The 25,231-nt window shown below is 40.5% G+C and carries 15 protein-coding genes and 5 pseudogenes; 9 read left to right on the top strand and 11 right to left on the bottom strand.

Annotated elements, in window-relative coordinates; genetic code table 11:
- The first annotated feature begins 309 nt into the window (after positions 1 to 309).
- The gene (locus HBH39_RS18120) at positions 310 to 732 is read left to right on the top strand and encodes a hypothetical protein (protein ID WP_167680225.1); all 423 of its coding nucleotides are present in this window, start codon (positions 310 to 312) and stop codon (positions 730 to 732) included.
- Between the two features lie 353 nt (positions 733 to 1,085).
- Here HBH39_RS18120 and HBH39_RS18125 read toward each other — a convergent pair whose 3' ends face one another.
- On the bottom strand, positions 1,086 to 1,637 hold the full coding sequence (locus HBH39_RS18125) for a hypothetical protein (protein ID WP_167680226.1): 552 nt from the start codon (positions 1,635 to 1,637) through the stop codon (positions 1,086 to 1,088).
- A 63-nt stretch (positions 1,638 to 1,700) separates the two neighbouring features.
- Positions 1,701 to 3,008, bottom strand: a complete 1,308-nt coding sequence (locus HBH39_RS18130) for a hypothetical protein (protein WP_167680227.1) — start codon at positions 3,006 to 3,008, stop codon at positions 1,701 to 1,703.
- Between the two features lie 298 nt (positions 3,009 to 3,306).
- Between HBH39_RS18130 and HBH39_RS18135 the strand changes: the two genes are divergently transcribed.
- The 3 genes from HBH39_RS18135 (at position 3,307) to HBH39_RS18145 (ending at position 5,453) form a co-directional block, all read left to right on the top strand.
- Positions 3,307 to 4,167: a DNA replication terminus site-binding protein gene (locus tag HBH39_RS18135; protein WP_167680228.1), complete on the top strand. Its 861-nt coding sequence runs from the start codon at positions 3,307 to 3,309 to the stop codon at positions 4,165 to 4,167.
- 9 nt (positions 4,168 to 4,176) lie between these two features.
- Positions 4,177 to 4,509, top strand: coding sequence for a hypothetical protein (locus tag HBH39_RS18140; protein WP_167680229.1), 333 nt, complete (start codon positions 4,177 to 4,179; stop codon positions 4,507 to 4,509).
- A gap of 383 nt (positions 4,510 to 4,892) precedes the next feature.
- Positions 4,893 to 5,453 carry a hypothetical protein gene (locus tag HBH39_RS18145; RefSeq protein ID WP_167680230.1) on the top strand — a complete coding sequence of 187 codons (561 nt, stop codon included), beginning with the start codon at positions 4,893 to 4,895 and terminating at the stop codon, positions 5,451 to 5,453.
- Between the two features lie 59 nt (positions 5,454 to 5,512).
- Here HBH39_RS18145 and HBH39_RS18150 read toward each other — a convergent pair whose 3' ends face one another.
- From HBH39_RS18150 to HBH39_RS20175, 3 genes and pseudogenes are all read right to left on the bottom strand, one after another.
- On the bottom strand, positions 5,513 to 11,884 hold the full coding sequence (locus HBH39_RS18150) for a conjugal transfer protein TraG N-terminal domain-containing protein (RefSeq protein WP_167680231.1): 6,372 nt from the start codon (positions 11,882 to 11,884) through the stop codon (positions 5,513 to 5,515).
- A gap of 3 nt (positions 11,885 to 11,887) precedes the next feature.
- On the bottom strand, positions 11,888 to 12,772 hold the full coding sequence (locus tag HBH39_RS18155; protein ID WP_167680232.1) for a hypothetical protein: 885 nt from the start codon (positions 12,770 to 12,772) through the stop codon (positions 11,888 to 11,890).
- Between the two features lie 374 nt (positions 12,773 to 13,146).
- Positions 13,147 to 13,246 (bottom strand): annotated as a pseudogene (locus HBH39_RS20175) (IS6 family transposase); the annotation flags it as partial.
- Here HBH39_RS20175 and HBH39_RS18160 point away from each other — a divergent pair.
- Both HBH39_RS18160 and HBH39_RS19910 read left to right on the top strand, forming a co-directional pair.
- Positions 13,247 to 13,618, top strand: a pseudogene (locus HBH39_RS18160) (transposase); the annotation flags it as partial.
- Between the two features lie 12 nt (positions 13,619 to 13,630).
- Positions 13,631 to 13,797, top strand: a pseudogene (locus tag HBH39_RS19910) (transposase); the annotation flags it as partial.
- Between the two features lie 265 nt (positions 13,798 to 14,062).
- Here the strand turns inward: HBH39_RS19910 and HBH39_RS18165 are convergent.
- Both HBH39_RS18165 and HBH39_RS18170 read right to left on the bottom strand, forming a co-directional pair.
- On the bottom strand, positions 14,063 to 14,806 hold the full coding sequence (locus tag HBH39_RS18165; protein WP_167680233.1) for an MBL fold metallo-hydrolase: 744 nt from the start codon (positions 14,804 to 14,806) through the stop codon (positions 14,063 to 14,065).
- 2 nt (positions 14,807 to 14,808) lie between these two features.
- Positions 14,809 to 15,432, bottom strand: coding sequence for a hypothetical protein (locus HBH39_RS18170; RefSeq protein ID WP_167680234.1), 624 nt, complete (start codon positions 15,430 to 15,432; stop codon positions 14,809 to 14,811).
- 117 nt (positions 15,433 to 15,549) lie between these two features.
- On the opposite strand from HBH39_RS18170, the pseudogene HBH39_RS19915 reads away from it, so the two are divergent.
- Both HBH39_RS19915 and tnpC read left to right on the top strand, forming a co-directional pair.
- Positions 15,550 to 15,678: pseudogene (locus tag HBH39_RS19915) on the top strand (site-specific integrase); the annotation flags it as partial.
- Between the two features lie 89 nt (positions 15,679 to 15,767).
- Positions 15,768 to 16,961 (top strand): annotated as a pseudogene (gene tnpC, locus HBH39_RS18180) (IS66 family transposase); the annotation flags it as partial.
- A 163-nt stretch (positions 16,962 to 17,124) separates the two neighbouring features.
- Here the strand turns inward: tnpC and HBH39_RS18185 are convergent.
- A complete protein-coding gene (locus tag HBH39_RS18185) occupies positions 17,125 to 17,358 on the bottom strand; it encodes a hypothetical protein (protein WP_244325819.1) in 234 nt (77 codons plus the stop codon).
- Between the two features lie 111 nt (positions 17,359 to 17,469).
- Complete coding sequence (locus HBH39_RS18190; RefSeq protein WP_167680235.1) at positions 17,470 to 18,945, bottom strand: NarK family nitrate/nitrite MFS transporter; 1,476 nt, start codon at positions 18,943 to 18,945, stop codon at positions 17,470 to 17,472.
- Positions 18,946 to 19,532: 587 nt separating this feature from the next.
- Between HBH39_RS18190 and HBH39_RS18195 the strand changes: the two genes are divergently transcribed.
- Positions 19,533 to 21,056, top strand: coding sequence for an ISNCY family transposase (locus tag HBH39_RS18195; RefSeq protein WP_167680236.1), 1,524 nt, complete (start codon positions 19,533 to 19,535; stop codon positions 21,054 to 21,056).
- Between the two features lie 455 nt (positions 21,057 to 21,511).
- On the opposite strand, the gene HBH39_RS18200 is transcribed toward HBH39_RS18195, so the two are convergent.
- Both HBH39_RS18200 and HBH39_RS18205 read right to left on the bottom strand, forming a co-directional pair.
- Positions 21,512 to 22,585 carry an ACP S-malonyltransferase gene (locus HBH39_RS18200; RefSeq protein WP_167680237.1) on the bottom strand — a complete coding sequence of 358 codons (1,074 nt, stop codon included), beginning with the start codon at positions 22,583 to 22,585 and terminating at the stop codon, positions 21,512 to 21,514.
- Positions 22,582 to 24,870 (bottom strand): thiamine pyrophosphate-dependent enzyme, encoded by a 2,289-nt coding sequence (locus HBH39_RS18205; protein ID WP_167680238.1) that lies wholly within the window; start codon positions 24,868 to 24,870, stop codon positions 22,582 to 22,584. Before HBH39_RS18205 ends, HBH39_RS18200 begins: the two co-directional genes overlap by 4 nt.
- Between the last annotated feature and the right edge of the window lie 361 nt (positions 24,871 to 25,231).

A 25,231-nucleotide genomic window follows, 5' to 3' on the forward strand; every position in this document is an offset into this window, starting at 1 on the left:
CTCTAAAATGTTTAATGCAACATAACTGTAATTATGTTGCATTAATATTTTGAAAAAGGCCATTTTCAAAAGTGTGGCCACCACTTTTAAATAATACAAAAAGGTGAGGGTAGTTGTCGCAAAGCAAGCGCGTAAAGCAAGAGTTGTTTTTGGCACAATATAGTTTGTTATTAACCAAAAGTTTGTACACAAACGCAGGTTTGGAATAAAACGTGTACAATTGCGAAGTATTATTTCATTTTCACAGAAATACAATCAATTTTATGTGCTAATATCTACTACATAGCTAACACATATATGTACTAGGTTATGGACATTGACGACAAACATTTTAAAAATTACAAATCCAGGATTAAAGATCTGTATCTTCTGTGTTTTTGGGGAGCCTTTCAGGATAAATTACTTGGCGCGTATGTTTCAGCGGAGATAAAATCGATTAAAAGGGACCACCTTTGCTATCTAATTAAGAGAAAATTATCCGACTATGATGTAACACCTACTTATGCCTTAAATTTATGCAAAAATATTCTTGGCCGAGGTGTAGATAATAAATATCTGTTAGGTCAGTTCGGACGCTCTGGTAGAACCGCTGCAGAAAAGTCAAAAATATTTGAAATGGATATACAGCGATTTGAAAATGAAATCCTTGTTGAATATCAGCTATTTACAGACAAGTTAATTCTTCTTAAAAGACAGGCCAAGAGCGAAGCTATAAAGGAAACTAACAACTAATCTTAGTTCACTACTTAACTATAAGCTAAATCATATATGTGTTAGCTATCTGGTATAGGTCATAGAACAGTTTGTTAAGCGAAGAAAATTATGGATTTACTTACATTGAATATAGCAATGCATCATATGCTTGTTTTAAGAAAGGCTTTTACTGCCAACTTGAATCTGAAGCATCGACTTGCCGCTAACTTATAGTGTTTGTTGGCCTGTTCATCATTCGCTAGCGCTTGATATACTGAATCCCATCTTTGTTTTAACATTGTTTTAAAACACAAAAAAAACAAATAATCTGTTTTACTTAGCAACGTACAGAAAGTTACTTTATTCATCAAATTACCTCAAGTGAGTTAAGCTTATTTGGCCTGTAAGCTTAAAGCCCGCCCTATTGACTCCAAGTGTTCATTAAGTTGCTGATAATTATTATCAACTTCCTCTTCCGAAGATGGTGGACAGTGAAATGATTTGTCGTTGCGACAATGGACCACCCACATTTTTTTAAAACCAAAATACCTTTCAACTATCCAAGTTACGTTACATTCTTTATTTTGAAAATTTTCGATAACGGATTTTATACTTTGTGCTAATTTATCTTCCGAAGAAAAAATCACTGTGGGTAGTACCCATTTATTATTTAAAGTGATATCACGTGTTAAAATTGGATTGGCACCGAATAAATAAAGTGATTCGCAGATAGGCAGAAAGTGACTTCTGATCTTTCCTTCTTTTTTTGCGGTAATGTAATCTGGATGTTCACAGATATTTTTAATCACAGTGTTAAATTTTTTTTCACTCTTTATTTGTTTACTCATAACAATACTAATCTTTTGTTTATTCAGTTGGTAAAAATCAATACTACATGAGCGCGCAATAATATTTCCAACATAATATTGATTAGAGAGAGTCATCGAGTTGATCATCGAAGTAAAAAGACCATTGTTTAAATTAAACAATGGTCTTTATTATTACTGCTACAACGTAATAGTCTGAAAATCCTTGGTTTGTAAGATACCGTTAAAATCCACAACCGCTAAAGGACTATCACCGAACTCTGCAAGCCGGATTACCTTAAATGCTGCTTTTTGATTGAATTTCCGCTTTGAATGGATGAAAAACAAATTAAAATCTTCAGTATTGTCTAGTTTGAAGCGACCATCAGAGCCTACTGTAGACACATACTCTAATTCATTTAATAACAAGTTATTTATGTGAAAATCTTCATACATTGTGACTGTACGAAAATGATCCATAACTACTTCATCGATAATTTGTTGGTCTGAAGGCAATGCTACTCTATCAACACCTTCTTGCGCATATTTCAAACTCGACTCAAGACCTTCCATTTTTCGTCTGTCGGTGTACCGGTATCGATCATGTAAGTCTGCTATATCAGGATGTGTCTTATAATACTCATTGCGCAGTTTCACCAATTGATTGCCATCATTTACATTTATGATAGCTTTGTTCAATGCATTGGTGATTGCATTCAACTGTGGTTCACCTAATTTAGAGACACTACTATCACTGAAACTTACTATAAACGAAGCGCATGAAATTTCTGTTTTGTTTGCATCAATACTGGCATCTGAATAGAAGTGGTGAGTCAGTGTTTTGCCAGAAGTTGCATTATTCAGTTCACGGCAACTTTTTTTGCTAATTTTTTCAGAATAATTATATGAATAAACTCTGAATTTCCAATCTTTAGTCAATCCTTTTACAAGATCACTTGATCTGCCAATCCCAACCTGGGATAAGCTTTCAATAGCTGCATTTCTAGCATCTTGAAAGTCTTTATTTAATTGGTCCTTTTTAGCTGACAATGCGGCTCTATCGGCCTCACCTTTTTCATAAGCACTTTTAGACTCATTATAAATTGGAAGGTAAGCATCAAACTCGGCTTTTACTTTTGTTAATGTTTTATTTTCTGCATCAAGTCTTGCCTGATAGATAGCGAGTAGTTTTGCTTTTTTTTCCTCTAAATCGAATGGCTTAACATCATCAATAAGTTGTACCAAGTCCATTTCGTCAATCAATTTATTGATCGCACTAATTTTTGCTTCAGATTCATTTATCCCACGTATTGCCTCGACCTTCGCTTCAAAGTCAGCTTTATCGTCAAACCAGTCTTTAATTGCGGATTCGTTTAGCGTATAGACATCGATGATTTCATCACCGAGTTTTCGCATAGCGGTATCATCCAACTTGCCAATATCGGGTCCTTGTGTACAACCTTGAGCAAATAGCACTGCAGCAATCATAGAAATTTTTAACTTATTCATTATCTATCCTTGGTAATTAATAACATAACTGCAAAATTGTCTCAGAAAATTTAAACAAATTGTCAAAATAAGGTGCTCAAAATCGAAACGCTAATTTATTACTATAAATAAATTTTGTGACAAAATTCATTTTGATGATTAGCAAATAAGAAGTGCAACGAGAATGATGCTGATGATTAAAATTTGACTTGTACGATAATCAAGCTCATAATCCAAATATTGACAGTATGAGGTAACATAGTTGAGCAATCGGGCAACCCTTAATTCATACATTCTCATCAACCACCAACGATTAGTTGTGGCATTAGATGAGCTGGCTAACTTTGTTTGTGAAAATGCATCGTTAATTCATATGTATAGACTTCCTAACCTCCCTTTAGGGGCAGAAGATGAACAACCTGAAAGCATTGAAATAAAGAATATTTTCGATGGTACAGACCAACAATCAAAATCATTTTTAAAGCAGGCGTTAACACAATTAGAGATAAACGCTTTTGAGGAAAACACATATCTAGCAAAACGGTATCCAGGACTGGTTGTGTTACCTCCTCTTTTAAAAGATGCTTTTCGTAAGTTAAACGATAGGGTTACTTCTCTTAGAGAAGAGTTTTACGCTTCAGTTAAAAGAGGATTCAAGAATCGCCAGTCAGTGCACGAAAATCTACACAAAATTTTGCCTAACCTTGTTTTATTGTCTGCGGTAAGAAATATAAGGTACGTAGAGCAAGATATAGATGAACTGGCATCTGTGAATTTTTATTGGCTGTCAAAGAAGATGGTTAAACACGTAAAGCATGAGTCGGCCACTGAAATTATCAATGATGGCGTAGCTAAATTACGTAATAAAGACTGCTTTGGTTTGACAAATGAAGAGTTACTAATTAGGCAAAAAAAAGAGTTAGAGTTGATTTCAAGGGTGCCTAAATCATCGAGTATTGTGGAAATTCGATATGCCCGAGTACAACCATTTATCGATGTTTGGGGGCGAAACGAATCGGATTCAAGAAACACTAAATTATTAGGGTTGAATGCTAGTTTACCAGTGATCATGTTTAGTATGCCACACCAGATAAAGCAGCTTTGTAATTATAATTACAAAGCACCAAAAAAAATCAATTTGCCGGTACTGATCCATAGAAAGCATTGGTATGTAAAATAAGGATAAATTATGATTTCTTCTATAGTTTTCGCTATTGGCGTGTCTTTAGGTGTTTCGGCCGATCAAGGTTATGAATTTCCAAAAGGCATTATTATTCGTGAATATAATGATATCCGTATTCGCGAGGTTACAGAGGTGAGTCACGCTCCAACTTTAATTACTGAGCAAGATAAGTACATTCACCAACTTTACCGCGAGCAATTTAAACGATTTAACCCACATTCATATTTCGACTTAACAGAAAAAACTAAAGCTGAAATTAAGCCTTTAAAACAGGGGAAGCCCCTTGAACGATTTAGCGTTCAAGTAGATCCCTACTTCATGGATCGATTTGATAAATGACCTATAGCCTATTTAAGAAAAATCCATTATATCAGGCAACGCTAGTTGCGCTACTGTTGCCATTTTGCGTATTCACCTTATCCAGTATAACGACGTTCGCACTTTACTCTTTCACAATACCCTTGTCCTACTTAGTTATTAGTGCTCTGCCATTGCTAGGGACCATGGTAAAGGTTACGATTAGAACAACTACTAAACAATTAGTTATTAGCCGGTCACTCATTGGATTTACATTTCATAGCAAAATTTTTCAGATTAATTCTGAAAATGATGTTTTTTGGGTCCAAGAAAGTAAAAATAAGCGATTACACACATTATATGTCGATAGTCGGACTACTGGACTTACAATCTCAGATTAAAAAAACTCGTGCTATAATCAATATATGACAAAAAAATTATCTTACATTGAAGCGCGTACACTAATTAGGGAAAATTTCGTATCCAGCGCACTTGAATATCAAGAATTTAGAAATTCTTGTGAAGCTTTACGCTCACAATTACCATCGCAGCCGTTGGTGTTTTATAAAGAGGACTGGAAGGGTTGGGATGAGTTTACTGGGGTTAAACACAAAGAGTTAGATATAGATATCAAGACTCTCCAAACGCTCGCTGAACATTTAAACTTACATACAAGATCTGAATGGGAACAAGCAATCAAAGAAAATATGCTAGGTGTCCCCATATCGATAAATAAAATTAAAGGTTTTTCTAATTGGAGTAACTTTCTAAGCAAATCTGAATACATCTCATTCAAAGAGCTACTTGTTTTCACTAGATCTCTATCTATTAAAACTCAAATGGATTGGCGTGAATGGTGCAAAAAAAATTCTCGACCAGATCGAGTACCATTTAATTTACGTAAAATTTATTATGATGATTATTTAGCAGAATGCCTTAATCAAAATGTAAGCTTTTGGAAATTTATATTTGTAGGTGAAGATTAGCCCTTAGATGTAGATTTTACATGCACATGCAAGGGCTAATATGTACTCCATTTTATACTCTATCTACCACCCACGAATCCAAAGTTAGACGGTGTTAACCGGGTCTCATTTTGTTGATTCATTTCACTTTCTTTTTCGTTTGTAGCTAAAGTGTTCTCACCATTATTCTCATTCGCTTGGGCTTTAATGGTTACTTTCTGTTCATCACTTATATTGTTACGTGAATCTGCAGAATTTTTACCATTAGCACCAACATCATTGCTGCCTGTGTCATTTGTTGGGCTTGAACTCATACCGACATCATTGGCTCCAACATCATTGCTGCCTGTGTCATTTGTTGAGCCTGACCCCATACCGACATCATTGGCTCCAACATCATTGCTGCCTGTGTCATTTGTTGGGCTTGAACTCATACCGACATCATTGGCTCCAACATCATTGCTGCCTGTGTCATTTGTTGGGCTTGAACTCATACCGATATCATTGGCACCAACATCATTGCTGCCTGTGTCATTTGTTGGGCTTGAACTCATACCGACATCATTGGCTCCAACATCATTGCTGCCTGTGTCATTTGTTGGGCTTGAACTCATACCGACATCATTGGCTCCAACATCATTGCTGCCTGTGTCATTTGTTGAGCCTGAACCCATACCGACATCATTGCGGCCTGCGTCATTTGTTGAAGTGTCTGAACCCACGCCAGCACTATTAACACCAACATCATTGCTGCCCGCATTATTTGTACCTACTGAATTGCTGCCTGTGTTATTTGTTGGGCTTGAACTCATACCGACATCATTGGCTCCAACATCATTGCTGCCTGTGTCATTTGTTGGGCTTGAACTCATACCGACATCATTGGCTCCAACATCATTGCTGCCTGTGTTATTTGTTGAAGTGTCTGAACCAACGCCAGCACTATTAACACCAACATCATTGCTGCCTGTGTCATTTGTTGAGCCTGAACCCATACCGACATCATTGCTGCCTGTGTTATTTGTTGAAGTGTCTGAACCCACACCAGCACTATTAACACCAACATCATTGCTGCCTGTGTTATTTGTTGAGCCTGAACCCATACCGACATCATTGCTGCCTGTGTTATTTGTTGAAGTGTCTGAACCCACACCAGCACTATTAACACCAACATCATTGCTGCCCGCATTATTTGTACCTACTGAATTGCGGCCTGCGTCATTTGTTAAAGGTGTCTCACTACCACGAACTGATCCAGTTTCTGTGTTACCCGTCTCAGCCTTGGCCACTCCACCCGATGCTGCTTGAGGGCTTGCTGTTTGAGGGGTATCACTACCACTGACAGAGCCTACTTCTGCTTTGGCCGTTTCGCCACTAGCCACATCGCCTTTAGCTACTTCGGCAACATGCGCTTCAGATTTAGCCGTTGAAGGTGTTTCACTGCCGCTAACCGAGCCAGCTTCAGCTTTACCCGTTTCGGCCTTGGCAACTTCGCCTTTAGCCACATCGCCTTTAGCTACTTCACCTTTGGCTACTTCACCCGATGCTGCTTGAGGGGTTGCAGTTTGAGGGGTATCACTACCACTGACCGAGCCTGCTTCTGCTTTACCCGTTACGGCCTTGGCGACTTCGCCACTAGCCACATCGCCTTTAGCTACTTCGGCAACATGCGCTTCAGATTTAGCCGTTGAAGGTGTTTCACTGCCGCTAACCGAGCCAGCTTCAGCTTTACCCGTTTCGGCCTTGGCAACTTCGCCTTTAGCCACATCGCCTTTAGCTACTTCACCTTTGGCTACTTCACCCGATGCTGCTTGAGGGGTTGCTGTTTGAGGGGTATCACTACCACTGACCGAGCCTGCTTCTGCTTTGGCTGTTTCACCACTAGCCACTTCACCACTAGCTACTTCGGCAACATGCGCTTCAGATTTAGCCGTTGAAGGTGTTTCACTGCCGCTAACCGAGCCAGCTTCAGCTTTACCCGTTTCGGGCTTGGCAACTTCGCCTTTAGCCACATCGCCTTTAGCCACATCGCCTTTAGCTACTTCACCTTTGGCTACTTCACCCGATGCTGCTTGAGGGGTTGCTGTTTGAGGGGTATCACTACCACTGACCGAGCCTGCTTCTGCTTTGGCTGTTTCACCACTGGCTGTTTCACCACTAGCCACTTCACCACTAGCTACTTCGGCAACATGCGCTTCAGATTTAGCCGTTGAAGGTGTTTCACTGCCGCTAACCGAGCCAGCTTCAGCTTTACCCGTTTCGGCCTTGGCAACTTCGCCTTTAGCCACATCGCCTTTAGCTACTTCACCTTTGGCCACTTCACCCGATGCTGCTTGAGGGGTTGCAGTTTGAGGGGTATCACTACCACTGACCGAGCCTGCTTCTGCTTTGGCTGTTTCACCACTGGCTGTTTCACCACTAGCCACTTCACCACTAGCTACTTCGGCAACATGCGCTTCAGATTTAGCCGTTGAAGGTGTTTCACTGCCGCTAACCGAGCCAGCTTCAGCTTTACCCGTTTCGACCTTGGCAACTTCGCCTTTAGCCACTTCACCTTTGGCCACTTCACCCGATGCTGCTTGAGGGGTTGCAGTTTGAGGGGTATCACTACCACTGACCGAGCCTGCTTCTGCTTTGGTTACTTGACTGTTTGGTATTACTGCTTCTTCTTCCTCTTCCTTTGCAATCATTGAAATAGTCGATACAGATGGACTATTCTGCTGGTTGCTATTAGTAGAGTAATCTTCAGTTTTGTAGGTTTCTCTAGCGTGTTTCAAGTAATCATCGTAATTCTGCTTTTGCTCTGGTGACATAACGGATTCAAGTTTTCCGCCAAGATCCTTGAGTTTGTTGTATTCGATTTGTTGATCTGCGCCATGCTCAGCTCTATCACTAAATCTACCTTTGTCATAATAAGTGCGGCCGAAACTTTCACCTGAGCCCGTTATACCTAACTCTTGATCTACAGCTAAAGCAGATTTACCATCTAAGATCATACCTAAAGCTGTTGCTGTTTTATCTGCAGGCGAGTTTGTATCAACTGTAGAAGCAACTTTTCCTCGATTTTCTTGTGCATCAACATAAGCAGATGCAATATTTCCATTATTATTCTGACCTGCTTCAATACGTGATAGAGATTGTTCGATTTGGTCAGATTTAGTATTCCCGTTTAGATAGCTCTTATACCAGTCGTTACCTGCTTTGATTTGATTTAATTGCTCATCGGTAAAGGATTGGCTTGCCACTGGTGTAGGGTTACCCTCTGGAGTAAACAAACCATCGACAAACTTCTGATCTGAAATCACTGCTAGTGCAGCATCAAATCTTTCCTGTGTTGCGCCATCAGTTCTTAATCCCTGATCCAGAACTTTAGTGTTGATGGCACCAATATCATTCAGTTTCTCCATACCTTTAGCATAATTATCTTGCACAGAATCGACATTACTGGCGTTCCCACTATTAACAGAGTTAATAATGTAATTGCCCATGGCCTCACCACCGCTACCTTTTAAGAAGTAATCGGCAGCTGGTTTTAAAATAGAATGATCAGATTGATGAAGTGTTTGAGCCAAGCTATTGCCATCAACAGAACTACCCGCATCTGTAATTTTATCAGCTGCATTTGCACTAACACCCTGCGGAATTACCATTCCAACGTCATTCGCCTTGCCAGAAATATCGATATTATTTTTAGCAACGTCTTCCATTCCATTTTTCGTATTTTTTGTAGCATCATCACGAAATTGGTTAGAATCAGATTCAATTTTCTGAGATTTAGTTGCAAGTTCTTCAGCGTTAGGTTGGGCTAGACGTTTAGCTGAATCATCAAATACTTTATTGATATTTTGACTTGCATCCTGCATTAGATCTAATTGTTCGCCACGTTGTTTGTAAAAATCAACCCCTTCTGCACCACCAGTAATGCCATTATCTTTCAGGGCTTGGAAAATTCCTTGGCTAATCTGGTTGTCGGAACGTTCTTTATCAAAATCAACGCCGCCGTTACCAGCTTTTAAATCTATTGCATCGTGCTGATCCAATAAATTCATCAAAGCCTTACCCTTGGCCATAGCATAGCCATCAACAGAAGTGTTATTTGACGAAAGAAGATGGTCGCTAGTTTTCTCATTCAGATAATCATCAATACCACCTTTTTTCCCGTCACTTAACTGATACTGCTGAGATTGCAACTTATCCCACAATTCAGGGTCAGACGATTTTAAGAAATCCTGAATTGATTGATTACCCAATGCTGAGTGAAGTTGTGACATACCAATTTGCGTCGAAGCTGACACTTGACTAGAACGTGATTGCATAGCAGATAAAGAGGCACTTTGCTGCCTAAGCGCTTGTTCTTGCCTTGCAAGTTCAGCACCTTCTGTTGCACTTTTTTGAAATGCTGCTGACGTTGTATCGGACCACCCTTCTGAAGCGAGTTTGGTATTAGCAAGAGAAGCATTAATTTCTTTTGAATGTCGTTGAGCTAGATTCATGGATTCTTGGAGTGATTTCTTTTCGGATGCCGAAGCGCTTTCATCAATGCCCAGTGCAGCTTGGGCTTTGGCACCTAGCTTAAATCCTAAAGGACTTTTCTCACCACCAAATGTAAGCGAACCGCCCATTTCTCCCGAAACAGTACCCGAAGCTGCGACTTTTCGAGCTTGTGAAATATCCATACCAGTGGCTTCTTGAATGGCTTGAGCAGCGGCCTCAACCGCAGCCTCTTTTGAGCCAACAGTATATTGATTACTCTCGCCATTTTTATAGTCGTAAGAACCAACATTACCTTTGCTAAACATCTCATTAACTGCAGATTTTCGGCTATTGGCAACTTGTTCTGCACTGGAACTCAGTGATTGCGCTGCCATGCCCGCGCTGTTAGCTGTAGATGAACCAACAGAATAATCGGTTGCTGAGGTTTTAGCTAAGGTATCACCTCTATTCCATTCACCAGTATTATTTTGATAAACACTGTTTTGGTTGCCGTATGCTGTTTGGCCATTAGTAACTGTAGCGCCTGTATCTGGTGCAAAACGCTCTGCCTTGATATTTGGATCTGCCATAGATTTTGAGGCTAAACCCTGCATCGCGTGAACACCCTTATACATAACAAAAATGCAAATAGCAGGAATAAAGGTATAAAGCATACCGCCCATAGAAATGTAGGAATTTGCGGTAGTGAACTGCGAGTCTATTGATGTCAAACTAAACTGACTTGTTCCAGCAGCAACGTTTTCTGTAAATCGACCAGTCATGGCCATAGCCATAAAGCCATTAACAAGAACGAGCATCACTGCCCAAAGGTTAACAAAAACCCACACCATGAAATATTGACCAACCGCCAATAACCCTTGTCCAGAAAATGCCAGCGTGACACCAATAAAAGGAGTAATAAATACACATAATGCCTCAAAAAATGATTGCATGATTTCGGCATTTTCCATCCAATATTCTTTTTTCTGAGCATTAGCTAGATGGCGCTGATTAACGGTATCAAACATGCCTTTTGCCACTTGATTGCCATAAGGTGAATTATTGAAATAATTCGCAAATTCACTTTGCAAAAACATCACTTTCGCTAAGTCTAATGATGATTCTGCTTCAGGTATCGTGCCATTTGGAGTTTGTTGTGCAATAAATTTATCCACCTCAGATAACTTAAGTCCTTGACTAGCCATTGACTTATCAAGAGCTAAATTAAAATGTGCAGAATTGACCGCATTTGTCAGATGGGTATGCACTTCAATACACGAGGCCATAATACCGTCTGACGCCGCAGGATTCGTGCTCAAAAAATAAACAGAATCGAGGGCTTTATTTGATATTGCTATTGATGGTACAAGTTCCTTTGGGTAAGCTTTTGCTAAAACATCCAGCGGTTCATTTTTGCTAGGAGAAAGCAATTCTGAGGTAACATAGCAATCATTCAGATATTGGTTGAGTGTTTTACAAATATTATATGTTTTTTCGCTACCTTCGATGGGTACACAGGCAGATTGATAATTAACGCTAGCCAACCCTACAAAATGTTGAATTGGTGAAAATGCAGTCCACGTATTAGCAACACCTACCACAGAAAATGCTTGAGCGAACTGATCTGCTACAACGGTAATAGTACCAGTGATCATCCATCCACTTAGAGCAGGCAATAATGGGACATTACTAATGTTTTGATAGGTATTATCGCGTTTAGAAATAACAGTAACGTCAACTAAGGATTGAGGACCAAGTAAACCTAAAACGACAATGATGGAAATGATAAATCCTTTTGCTGGAAATGGGGATTTATCTTGATCAATAGCCCATTTAAACATTCCAGCCATTAATCCTAAAAGTAAGGCGATACCAAACAACACAAAAATGTCATTTGTAGACCACATTCGAGATAAACCTTTGAAGATTTCGATTAGAAATTCAGGGTTACCCATTGAGTAAACTTCAAAACCCGTCATTTGTTATCCCTCACTCGATAGATCTTTCATTAATAAAAATTGTGAAAACTCTTTATGAATGTTATCTAATTCTTTGGTTAACTGAGTCGATACTAAGTTTTCATAATGCTTGTGAAAGTCATCTACGTTTTTAAGCACTTCATTGATACCAAGCTCAGGGATTTCACTTAACTGGTTGGCAGCTCTCAAAGCTGTAAGTGAATTTCGAGTCTGTGTAACAAAGTCATCTTCGAGATAATCCATCATAACGCGAGTCATCATGAGCGATTTTAACTTTACATATTGATCACGCGTATTCGAGGAATATCCCAACTTTTTCATGGTGATAGTCATATCGTTACCCATAAAATAGCTTAATAACTTTTGATTTTGAGTTAATTCCACATTGCCTTTAACAATCGTATCCCATAGCTCGGTAATGTCAGCGCGTAATTTAGGCAGTAAGCGAGGAACAGAGACTTGCGTTTCAGTGGTTGAAGTACATCCGGGGCTTCCATCACACTTATAATATTTGAAACTAAAATCTTGCGTGCTATGGATGTTTTCGAGATCGAGAAACAAATTTATATAAGCTAATGCGCCTTTAGGCCGCAAAGGAGTCAAACACGTTTTTTCACCGTCTCTTTCAGGTTGTGGACAGGTGCCATTAGTAACATTAGTCAGGTGTGAGCCAACCAGAGTTTGTGCTAACTCACCAGGGCGCAATGATAAAAATGATTCAAAAAATTTACCCTTAGCGTTAGCTTGTGCTATCGCCTTCATTGTTGCGTTTGAACTCGGGTCAATATTCACAGCCAAAGCTTTTTCGGAAATGCCAGCAACAGACTTATAAAAGGTATCTACATCATCAGCATAATTGCCAAGATTCGAACCACCGACCCCTACCATGTCAAGACGTTATTATATAAAAATCAATCAATATCTAAATCCCACCTATACATCTATGCCATTCTTTTATCTCAATTTTTTATAAAAACCAACACCTAGCTTTAGCTAATGTTCGCTTTGAATCAATTTATAATGGGCACAAGTTAGGCACAAAATATAAATGTCTAAATCGACCACTATTTTGTAAGAATCTAGTAAAACACAACCAGCATCGACAATCTGATTACCTGAAAATACCCGCTCAATGATAAATTCGGAGTAGATGATAACAAACGACAAAAACAGGCCAGTAGTTGTTATGCTGATAAGAGGTTCTATCGCAAAGTGAATTCTTACCGCTATGGTTTGAGACGCGCAAGATATCTCAGATACAATTAGGCCGCTAATGAATAAAATTGCTCCAAGGGCTCATATTTTCTGCGTTTACCATCTGACCTTTTTTTAAAAAGTGTTACATACTTCAATTCCAGCTAACACGACACAAAGCCTGAGGATGAGATGATGTACAGTGACATGGATAAACTCTATGCAGATAAAGGGTATATCAGTAAAACGCTGTCCTGTGAATTGCTAGAGAAAGGCGTGAAGTGGGTGACGAACGTGAGTAAGAATATGAAAGCGAAGGCGGTGATTTTGAGGGATAGAGCGATGTTGTCGAGACGTTTTATCTTAGAAACCATCAACGACCAGTTAAAAAATAACTCACACCACACCAGACACCGCAGTGTGCATGGTTTTATGCTCAATATGATTACGGGACTTATCGCCTATCAATTGAAAGACAATAAGCCACAACTGAACATCACTAACGCAGAGTTTAATGCTATTGCAGTTATGGCTTGTTAAACCGAACTCAGGTTGACTAGGTTAAATATATCCCAAGACAATTGGCTTAAGCTTACCACCGACTTTGGTAAGCTATTACATGGCCCAGTCGTACGCTGCAAGAACTGACTGATTTCTGCGAACACTTAGGAAAGCGACGACATTTTGCTAAATGCTGTCAGCATCTCAACGTTGGCTGATTTCAGGCCAGCTTCATTGACCCTTCCTTACAAGACCGCCAACAAGATAATGGGATGGGATTTTTTTACTAAAAATCACCGTTTTTCAGCCAAATAGGTTAATTGAGTCAGTCATCACCCTTTGAAGCCATACTTCGCTCGCTTTTTAGCTCCGAAGTGACTTTTAGTCACTTGAATGCTAATCGAAAGTGCATAATGTTCTTGTTTAAAATGGCTGGCCTGATTTATGGATCAATTTTTGTGATAAGTTCGACCCAGACAGCCACTATTTCACCGTAATGGCAATCCCCACCGGTAGCGCTTCAAACCAATCTAAAAAGCGCTGTACATAAGCACCCCGAAAAATTCGCCCATGCTGCGGGCACAGCATCTCAATATCTAGTTGCCGCACCCGTTTTATCCAATCCATTTTGGCAGTTTCAGAGGACATCCAACGTTGATGAAAATACTGCATTTTACTGATGTGACTATCAAAATCTTCGACAAATAATGGACTATCCACCGGCTCTAGTGCCGCGCCAATATCGCCACTGAATAGAATTTTAGCGACGGGATCATACACATTCATATTTCCCGATGAATGTAGGTAATGTGCAGGGATAAATTGCAGCTTTAGGCCAAGCAGGTCTAGCTCGCCGCCTGTATCAGCAATCGGCACAAATTCGGTACGCTCCATCCCAAAATGACGGATAAATCCTTCCCATAGCCATGGGCTATAGAGTTTGGCGTCTTCTAACACTTGGTCCCATAAGCCAAGTGAGGAGATAATGTCAGGGTCTTGATGGGAAGCAAAAAGATAATGAATATCTTCTAAGGGCATAATTTTCACTAAGGCTTCTAGCATAGGGGCAAACAGCTCGATACCACCTGGATCGAGTAATATCGCTTGTCCATGGTGACAAATTAAATACTGATTTGTATCGATAATATTATCGGGTTTACATGCATCTCGCCCTAACATTATCCAACGGTGATGTTGCTGCCTTTGAAACAGATCGACAATCTTCATATTTATAAAATTTCCTTAATTAAGCTTTTGCAAATATGTACATCCTCTAAGATCACCGCAGTGCTTTGATCAATTTTCTCTGACAATCCGTCCATCTGCCGCTGATACTCAGGAATACTCCCCGCTTCAATGCGCGCATTCACCGCTATTACTTGCATGCTTTGCATAAACTTGAATAACTCTTCGAGTTGCATATCTAGCTGGCGACAGTATTGCTGTGTATTCAATCTAAACTCATCACAACAGGTCACCACGTGCTGTTTTTTAGCCATCAATAACGCGGTGGAATACAGTGGATCAGACTCCAGCACCTGGGTCACTTTGTTGCTAAACATTTCACGGCGCCAGCGTGACACAGAATCCAGGGCAATACGTGCCACTAGGCGGTTAATCTCGTTAGAAATCACTATCGCACTCTGTGCAAACTCATCATAAAACAGTGAAAGTACTTTTAAACCAGCTGCTTGCTGGCCAATCCTTACCGCAAGTACAGAGAGATTTTTAGCCGACAGTGACAATAAACCCGCTTGTTTACGTGAGCGATTCAATCGTGCAGATATATCAGCAGCAGCCGCAGTTTGCTGAGCAAGGGGGTGACGCTTGGGCAGGTGGTTATTATCAGACACTAAAAGCTCCTTTCTCGCAAAACAAGTTTAAAATATACCACTTATCTCAGCATAGCCAGCATTTAGTAAATATCTGTGTGCTTTTAAAAAAAACCTTAATTTACAACGCAAATTAACAAGCCTGCCTTAAAAGCGATTGGACTGCCCTATCGCCGCCCTTATGAGACTCGACACACAGCGGCAACCCTATGGTTAGCTGCAGGTGAGTCGCCAGAATGGATTGCACAACAAATGGGCCACTCTACACTACATCAGTGCTGTCACATACCAAACTATTTATCTTGAGCGTTTATTGTCTGCATTTTTTCGACAATTATTCAAACTCTTGCAACAGTTGTTGTGAATGTTGCCAAACACCCCTTCATGAATGCGGTAAAGAAGTCAGCGAAGAGCTCAAAATCATTCCACAGAAAGTCAGCGTTATCCGTTATGAGCGTACCAAATACACGTGTCGTCAATGTGAAAGAACACACGTAAGCAATAAAGTCATTACCGCCCCTAAGCCTGCGAGCATGCTGCCTAAAAGCATGGGCTGTGCTGAAACGTTTGCCGCTATTGTCACCGCTAAATACGTGGATGCATTACCACTGTATCGCCAGGTTGATATTTTAAATCGCTCAGGAATTGATATCAGCAGAGCCACGCTCGCAAATTGGTGTGTACAGCTAGGTGATAAAGTCCAAGTCATTATCGATGCAATGAAGGATAAGCTCCTGAGCGAAAAACTCATTTGTGCCGATGAAACAACGGTACAAGTCCTTCGAGAAGAAGACAGAAAGGCTGAAACTAAGTCGTACATGTGGGTTTACCGCAGTGGTGAATTTGCAGAAAACCCTGCGGTTATTTATGACTATCAACCGAGTCGTGCTGCCGCCTGTGTAAAGGATTTCCTAACGGGATACTCAGGCTATCTCCTGACCGATGGCTACAGTGCTTACAATACGCTTGAGCTGGTTACTCAAGCCGCTTGTATGGCACATGCTAGACGTAAATTTACCGATGCACAAAAAGCATCTCCATCCAAAAAAGCAGGTAAACCCGAAAAAGCACTGAGTTACATAGCCAAACTTTACGGCATAGAAAAACAGGCAAAAAACTTAACGTCCCAAGCGCGTCAACAGCTGAGAAAGCAACAAGCAGAACCTATCCTCAATGAATTTTACAATTGGCTAAACAGCCAACATGTTTTACCTAAAGGGGCATTAGGTAAAGCCATTAGTTACACCTTAAATCAATGGCCCAAATTACTGACCTATCTTGGAGATGGGGATATCAGTATTGATAATAATGTCACAGAGCGGGATATCCGGCCGTTTACCACAGGGCGAAAAAATTGGATGTTCTCGACGTCGGTGGGTGGGGCTAAAGCCAGTGCGAATTTATACAGCCTGGTGATGACCTGCCGTGCCAATGATTTGAATCCCTACTACTATTTCCGTCATCTCTTTACGGAATTACCCAAGCGTGCACCATCAGATGAACTGTCTGATTTGCTGCCGTGGAATGTTGATTTAGGTGAAGCAGAATAAGCTTCACCGGTTCATTGAGCGCTTACCATAAATAGACGGAAGGCACATCAACAAACATCTTCATGTCATTAGCCCCTTAATGATGGTTTCGATATCCGTTGTTGCTAAATCCTATGGAAGAGTGAGTTGGCCGGTTCGCGCATTAAACAGCACGGAATGCTGTTTAATGCGCGCAGATTACAGTCGTTGTTTGTTTTAGTTGTATAAAGCGTGATTGAGTGGCGTTAGACGTTTGCTCTGGCACGCTTAGCTGTTGCTTAACCAGTAAAGCGCGCTGTTTATAATAAGTGGCAATCGAGACATTATGTTGCTGGCAGAATTCAATATTAGTGCCTTTGAAATTGCTGCGCTGCTGAAGTAATTCGAGCCACTGTGCCGCTGTTCTGTATGTTTTCATCAACTGCTCCAAATTTATCATTGAGCAGGCATTTTCAAATAGTCAGATTAACGATGCGAGGTGTGGTTCGCTAGACGTTACCAACACCATAGTACTCGTGGCTTATCAAAATTAACCTTTATGCGAAACATTGATTAATTCTACTGTTCCATCCTCCTTGATTTCAGCGATTTGGCCGCGAGGTTCTTCCATAAAAAATAGCGCAAAAAAACCAACTAAAGCAGTCGCTGAGATAATTAAAAAGAATGATTTATAATCAACAAAAGATAATACGGTCAAAAAGGTTACAGCTCCAACATTCCCATAAGCACCCGTCATACCCGCGATTTGGCCTGTAAGTCTTCTTTTAATTAATGGTACAACAGCAAATACTGCTCCCTCACCTGACTGAACAAAGAAAGAGCAAGCCATCGCAGTTACAACAGCTAACCACAGTGGCCAACCACTATTTACTTGGCCCATCAGGAAATAACCCACAGCCAATCCAGCTGTCAGAATTAATAGTGTAGACTTTCTGCCGAACCTGTCCGAAATAAATCCACCTGCAGGACGAGACATCAGGTTCATAAATGCATACGCACCTGCAACAAGTCCTGCTAAAACGGGATCCAATGAAAAAGTGTCTGAAAAAAACAACGGTAACATGGAAACAACAGCAAGCTCAGAACCAAAATTCGTAAAATAGAGAATATCGAGAACGGCGACTTGTTTGAAACTGTATCTATGTATTTCAGGTACTTTTTCACTAAAAATATGTTTGTTAACGCTCCATGCTTTATAAACTTCAAATAAATAAAGCACAAATAAACCACTATAAATGAAGTAAGTGATAAGGTGACTCAGCAGATTTACGCCATATGGAGATAGTTTCCAGGTGAGTAGTGACAATGCGGCATACATAGGGATTTTCATTAGTAGTAATAAATAAAAATCACCAACTGAAGTAACCTCCATTGCGGATGAATTTTTAGGACGGAAATAAGTAGAGCCTTTTGGTGTATTTGTGACATTAAAATAATATATAAAACCAAATAAAAAACTAATTATACCAGTAATTCCAATAGCATAACGCCAACCATCATCACCGCCAAATAACAGTGCGATGGACGGTAAAGTAAATGCTGCTGCAGCAGAACCAAAGTTCCCCCAACCTCCATAAATCCCTTCAGCTGTTCCCAGTTCGTTATGCGGAAACCATTCGGATACCATCCGAATACCAATGACAAACCCTGCACCTATAAAACCTAGTAAGAATCTAGCTATTGCGGCTTGGATAAAATCATCAGCTAACGCAAACATGAAACAAGGAATTGAGCAAAAGATCAGTAAGGCAGAATAAACAATTTTGGGGCCATATTTATCCGTTAACATCCCAATAATCACGCGTGCGGGGATTGTTAAGGCAACATTCAAAATTAATAACGTTTTAATTTGATCCGTAGTTAGTCCAAGCGACTCTTTTACTGCCATTAACATGGGGGCGAAGTTAAACCAAACAAAAAAGGTTATAAAAAACGCCATCCAACTAAGATGCAAAATTTTCATCTTGTCTTTGAAAGCAAAAAGGTTAAATTTTTCAGTAGCCATATTGAACTCCAATCATGCAGTGATAAGGTATTCTGGCTGACTAAATAATAAAAAAGTTGATGTATGTCATTTAATTCAAAAGCATTACTTTAGCCTTAAAAACCAGCTACTCAATATTATTATTTTGTTATATTGCTGAACTATTGGTGTTACTGATATCATATCCACAAGTGAGTATGTGTTATTTGGTATTTGGTAAAGGTTAACTTTAAAGGAATAGATCTCTGATGGGTGAAAATAATCAGGGCAACCGCATGAGTGTTCATTAATTAGCCATGTCAATAACCGAACTCATCAAGGTAAAATGTGTTGCGGAAGAACTCCGCTTGGAACATTACCCTATGGAAAACAGATTTGTGCCGAAAAAACTTAGCTCAAATCTAAGCTGACAGACACTAGTTAAAATGGGTAACTGTTAGATCAAGTCTGAGCTAGTACATTTAGGTAGTGTTAACACCAAGCGACTTTGTCGTATCTTAATTACCAAGCGATTCTGTCGTAGTCGCTAATTACCAAGGGAAACTGTCGGTCTATTTTATACATCTCTGTTAGTGTTATTTCTTTTTAATGCTAAGGGGGTGTTGAGGATGATTGTGATGGACTCTAAAGCTCAACTCACCGTTGATATTATTGCTAAAGTGGTTGAAGGCCGGATAACAATTGGCAATGCAGCTAAGTTACTCAGTAAATCTCGACGAACCATTGAACGTTACGTTAAGCGTTATCAAGAAGTCGGTATTCAATTCGCCGTGCATGGTAATAGTGGTAAGTCACCACCGAATAAAACGCCCACTTCAATTAAAAAAGCAGTACAGGTATTAATCAAAGAAAAGTATTTTGATTTGAATTTGCTTCACTTAGCTGAGCAGTTAGAAGCAAATGAAAACATTAGTGTAAAACGTGAAACGCTGCGAGGTTGGGCGCATGATATTCACCATGTAAAACGTGCTAAACGTAGACGAGGTAAAATCCGTAAACGCAGAGAGCGTATGGAAGCGCCTGGCTTAATGATGCAAATGGATGGTAGCCCACACCGTTGGTTTGGTGATAAAAAACATTGCTTAATTGCCATGATTGATGATGCAACTAGTGAAGTTTATGCAGAATTTTTCCCTTCTGAAACCACTGCCGGGTGCTTAAAGGTTATGCGGGATTGCATTGAAAGAAAGGGGGTATTCAAAACACTTTACGTTGATAGAGCTGGCATCTTTGGTGGCCCAAAACGCTGTAATTTCTCACAAATGCAACGGGCTTGTGAGGAGCTAGGTATTGAAATTATCTTTGCTAACTCTCCGCAAGGTAAAGGGCGCGTTGAACGAGCATTTGATACCTTCCAAGACCGATTGGTGCCTGAGCTGAGATTGAATAATATCAGAGATTTAACAAGTGCCAATGCTTACCTCAAGCATGTGTTTATCCCGCAATTTTGGCAAAGTAAAATCCAAGTGAAATCAAAACATCAAGCATCAGAGTTCACAGCACTGAACAAGCACACCAACCTTGATGATATCTGTGTGATTAAAGAGCATAGAAAAATACGAAATGACCATACATTCAGCTATGGCAATAAGTTTTACTTGATTGATTCACCGCTCAAGCATTCAATTGCCAACCAAAAAATCGAAATCAGAAAAACCAACAAGAAAGACTTTACTGCTCACTTCGCTGGACGGAGACTCAAGGTCTCAGAGGTCAATGAGCCGAGTAAACTCGCGACAGAAGACTTGACAGTACAGAAGAAGTTAGAGGTGCTAGCCTTGGTTGAGAAACTGGGCAATGTGAGTGAGGCATCACGCCAAAGTGGTGTCTCCCGTGACACTATTTATCGTCACCTGAAATTGGTTAAACAAGGCGGTGTTGATGCATTAAAACGGCAAGAAACGCCAAATATACGGCATAAAAACTGTGTAAATATGGCAATCGAAAAGGCGGTTGTTCAATTCTCAATCGAACATCCCCACCTTGGTCAGCAGAAAGTCGCTATGAAGCTGACAGAAGCGCTTGGTATTGATATTAGCCCTAACGGTGTGCGTAGTGTATGGCTAAGAAACAATATGAATACTACTGCGTTGAGGGTTGATAAATCACAGTCTTTAAAAAAGTCAGCGTGAATCATAGCCAGTTTAGCAACTGGCTGTTATTCTATTTACGACAAAGTCGCTCGGTAATTAGACCGACAGTCTCCCTTGGTAATCACACTAGTACATTTAGGTAGAGTTAATTTCAGGGTGAGATCGCGAATACTTTTCGCTCAATCAGTGGAAGTTTATTAATCGAATATCAACTGCATGGACGCAGTTGTTAAGCCATCATCATTCATTCGGTAGCCCTGGAGTTAATTTACTTCATATTATTTATTCTTCATTTTTACTGCTTTCATTATCCTCGCCGTCGTTTATTCTCGTATTACAGTAAGTCATACAAGAGAAATGTAAAAGTATAAAGCTGTATTTCATCATCACAACTCTCCTCATATTTTCAATTAGTTAAGCGATAAGCAATCCTATATGAATACTTAATCAATTTATCAGCTAAGACTTTTCATATACTAAAAATTAACGTTACGTTAGCTATGTTGGCTAACGATCTTTCTTTGTACCTGATGTCCCATTGCTAATAGTTTGGGAGTTTTTTCTTGTGTATTGATAAAGTCCGTTTTATTAGTCCAACCATAACCTTGTGTATTTATAATTGACTGAGCCATTGGCCCGCCTAAGGTATTGCCAGGGCCTAGTACGATAACTTTGTCTGGAGCAAACTCTTTTATTCCTACGGCTATCGCTTTGGTAAAATCATATGGAGCTAATACCTGATGCCCTAAGGTGTATTCATGTAATTTATTGGTATCTGTGCTGTATTGTGTCCAAATACGTCCTTCGCCATCTATCATTGGGATTTTGGGATGCTGAAATAACTCGGCAGTTAATGCAGCCTTACCTCGCGCTGAAATATCCGCCATTAAAGGAGAATGAAATGCGCCATGGTTATACAGGCGCATTGGGTATCTATCGTCAATATTAGGGAATAACGATTCCGCACGTTTAAGTCCGGCTTCGTTTCCCGCTAACACTCGATAACCACCAAGGAAAATTGATGTATAAAGCTGACAATCCTCTTCATTATTAATTTGTTCAACTAGGCTATCAATATGCTGAATTTTGACATTGTCCAGTCGCCAAAGCTCATCCATTTCAGGATAGATAAGCTGCCCACCAATTAAGCCATTGGCCATCATAGAGCCCATAGTATTAATAACTTGAATAGCGCCATCGGGATCTAATGCGCCCGCCATCGCTAGGGCGATATACCACCCCATCGAATTGCCTGTTACGGCAACTATTTCATATTTCTCACAGTCGATGTCGATAAAGTCACTCATTGAACACGCATAAATTAGCGCTGAGGCATTTTCGCCCGAAGTATGCTGCTTGAATGAATATTTAGTTTCACTATCAAGTGCGGCAATACTCATTTGGTTTTGCTTATGCCGATAAGCATCGATATGGGCAATAAATTCCTGTTTGTCAGCATGATTACGTTGTAAATAACCCAGCTCATCTTTGTTATAGCAGCCTCTACCAGGGGCAACAACTAACACTCTTTGTTTAGGTTTATGAGCATTTATTTGATTTTGGTTCATGCTGGTATCTCCTGTTGTTGCACCATACTGTTAATTAATGCTTGATTAACTGATTGCTCAACAGGCATGTTTTTAACTAAGGCTAAAGCTGTGTCAACGATGGTATCTCGTATCGGTAACGGAAGGGTTGCAGCATCCGCTAACGGAATATAACAATCCTCAGCTGTTATTCTTGCCACTACCGGGCATAACGAACCAAGTTGTTCATGCAGACTGGTTACAATCGCTTCGCTCACCGAGCCACTTCGACGGCACTCATCGACAATCAATATATGACGGCAATGGCGAGCTTTTTCGGCGATTGCTGTTTCATTGAGTGGCGCGAGGTAACGTAGGTCGATAACCGTAACCGCAATACCCTGCTCGGCCAATATTTTTTCTGCTTGGCGACTTAAATAATAACCATTGCCATAGCTAATAATGCAGAGGTCTTTACCCTCGCCAAACTGGCCTAATTCACCATAAGCAAGCGGCAAAGCTTTGGCTTGTGGTACATATTGTCCAGCCCATAAGTTATCACCTACCTCGTGTAAATCACGGGTCATGTAAAGGGCTATAGGCTCAAGAAATACTACGACACGTTGCTCTTCCTGAGCTAAACGCACACATTCGCGCAGCATAGCCATCGCGTCTTCACCATTAGATGGACACGCCAAAATAAGCCCCGGAATATCCCGAAATACGGTAAATGAATTATCATTATGAAAATGACCACCGAAGCCTTTTTGATAACCAAGTCCCGCTATGCGGATGACCATGGGATTAGTGAATTGACCATTAGAGAAAAACGATAACGTTGCGGCTTCACCGCGAATTTGATCTTCTGCATTATGTACGTATGCCAGAAATTGGATCTCAGGGATCGGCAAAATACCGTTGTGCGCCATGCCGATCGCCAAGCCTAAAATTGCGGTTTCATCTAGCAAGGTGTTGATCACACGATTAGGACCAAAGCGTTCAATTAAGCGAGAAGTAACATGATATACCCCACCTTTTTTACCCACATCTTCACCGCAGACCACAATATTGTCGTTACGGCCCATCAGCTCCGTTAAGGTGAGATTAATGAGTTTACCCATGTGCACTGGCTTATCTAACGATAGTTTGTCGGCGCTAATTAATTGATTGAATGTATCGTCAGTGAATTGACTCGTTTGGGCTAACGTTGATTTCACTAATTTTGGCGGAATAATACTAGCCATAGCTTGTGCGGCCGTTTGCAGTTTTGGCTTGTTGACCACTTGCATGGCAATCGCACTTATCCTTGCTTTAAGATCTTGATATAATTCAATCACTTGGCCTGAGGTTAAAAGCTTGGCTTCAATTATTTGTTGTGCGGTAACCAGCAAAGGATCCTGGGCTTCATTTTGTAAAATATAGTCTTTACTTAAATAGGCTATTTCGGCGTCACTGCCAGCATGGCCCATTAATCGCACCGTTCGCACATGTAAAAACACTGGTTTTTTATGTTTACGGGCATAGTCTGCCGCAAGCTTACTGACTCGATAGGTATCCAATACATCACGGCCGTCGCAATAAAAATATTTAAGCCCTGCACGCTGGCTAAAATTGGCTGTTATCCAGCCTTTGGGAGTACGAGTTGAAATACCAATACCGTTGTCTTCGCACACAAACATTATTGGCAACGGAATTTGCTGATACGCTGTCCAACAGGCTGAGTTGATCGCAGTTTGGGCGCTGGCATGATTCGATGAGGCGTCACCAAAATTACACACGATGATACTGTCTGCGGGCATATTGGCAGCTACCGATAATCGCGCGGTAAGTGGAATACTAAATGCAGCACCAATGGCCTTTGGTAGATGTGACGCAATGGTTGACGTTTGCGGCGGAATAAATAAGCGTTTACTGCCCAGCACTTTATGGCGTCCACCAGAAATAGGATCGTCACTTGAGGCAGAAAAAGACAATAACATGTCCCAAAGCTGGGTTTCACCAGCAACTCGCCTGCCACGCTCTATCATGAAAGCGGCGCTGCGATAATGCAGAAACGCCATGTCTGTAGGCCGCGTTGCTAATGCATAGGCCGCATTACCTTCGTGTCCTGAGCTACCAATAGTATAAAAACCTTGATTACGAGCACGCATGCGGCGCGACTCTAAATCCAGTAAACGACTTTTTAGCTGCGACTCGAATAACCCAAGAAAATCGGCATCACTTAACCCCAGCTCGGTGTGATCCCAGCCTTCGCCTATATCTTCAAAATCCTCAACTAATACGCGCTCAATAAACTGCCGCTCTAATGCTATTGCTCTGTCTTCCATTGCTGTAATCCCACATAATTTGCTGTGTCACACACGGGCTTAACCACAGCTAATTCATGTTATTACTTGGCTGAATTAACAATTTTAGCTAGCAAAAATTCGCCTCTTGAGAAAACCCAAAGGACATTGCAACTTTATATTTGGCTAAGTCTTACTTGATTTGATTTTTTAGTGACTCTAGTTCTGATACTTAGCGTGATGCTTAAAATAGAACTGCTATTTACTTGACCTCTTCATACGTTGACCTGTGCATATGTTGGTCTGATGTACATGTTGGCCTGACACATAGGTTGAAGCTTTGCGGCACACTGACTGACGAATATGAGATACGCGTCAGTCATTATCCATTTGAAACTAAGTT

The organism is Shewanella aestuarii, from assembly GCF_011765625.1.
Taxonomy (GTDB): domain Bacteria; phylum Pseudomonadota; class Gammaproteobacteria; order Enterobacterales; family Shewanellaceae; genus Shewanella; species Shewanella aestuarii_A.